The sequence below is a fragment of the Mesorhizobium sp. LNHC252B00 genome (genome assembly GCF_000502955.1).
Taxonomy (GTDB): domain Bacteria; phylum Pseudomonadota; class Alphaproteobacteria; order Rhizobiales; family Rhizobiaceae; genus Mesorhizobium.
In genome coordinates, this window is record NZ_AYWO01000092.1 from 1 (window position 1) to 745 (window position 745).

Annotated in this window: 1 protein-coding gene; it reads left to right on the top strand. The window is 65.1% G+C overall.

Annotated elements, in window-relative coordinates; all coding sequences use genetic code 11:
* Positions 1 to 745, top strand: a 745-nt coding sequence (locus tag X744_RS139755; protein ID WP_023763235.1) for a tetratricopeptide repeat protein, incomplete at both ends; no start/stop codon positions are given.

Sequence of the window (745 nt, forward strand, 5' to 3'; positions counted from 1 at the left end):
TCTACCGCCAGGTGCTGACGCGTCAGCCCAAACACGCGGCCGCGGCGCATTTCCTGGGGTTGCTGCTGCACCAGACTGGGCGCAGCGAAGAAGGCATGGATTTCCTCGAACAGTCGGTTCAGCTGCAGCCGACCAATCCCGACTTCCTCAACAATCTCGGCACGGTGATGCGCGATCTGGGCCGTGTCGCGGCGGCGATCGATTTCTTCCGCGGCGCGGTGGACCTGCGGCCGGAGCAGCTCGCGGCGCGCGACAATCTCGGCTCATCGCTGAAGCAGATCGGCCGGTTCGACGAGGCCGAGGACATCTATCGCGGCACGGTGCAGCGCAATCCATTCCACGTGCGCGCCCGTATCGGGCTTGCCGAAACCCTGCAGGAAGCCGGACGCCTCGACGAGGCGCTGGCTGTCTTCCAGGAGGCACTGACCATCCGGCCTAGGGATGCCGACCTGCTGCACGGACTGGGTGTCGGGCTGATGGAAAAGGGCAAGCTCGACGAGGCGACCGACCTGTTCCGGCAGGCGGTGGCGATCCAGCCCGGCATGGCCCGCGCGTGGCTGATGCTGACGCAAGTCAAGCGCCAGAAGGAGCGCGATGTTGAAATGGCCGGCATGGAGGCGCAGCACGCCAAGGCGCCTCAGGACAGCCTGGCACGCATGCAGCTGTCGTTTGGCCTCGGCAAGGCCAATGACGATCTCAAGGACTATGACAGAGCCTTCGGCTATTTCGCCGAGGGCAATGCCAT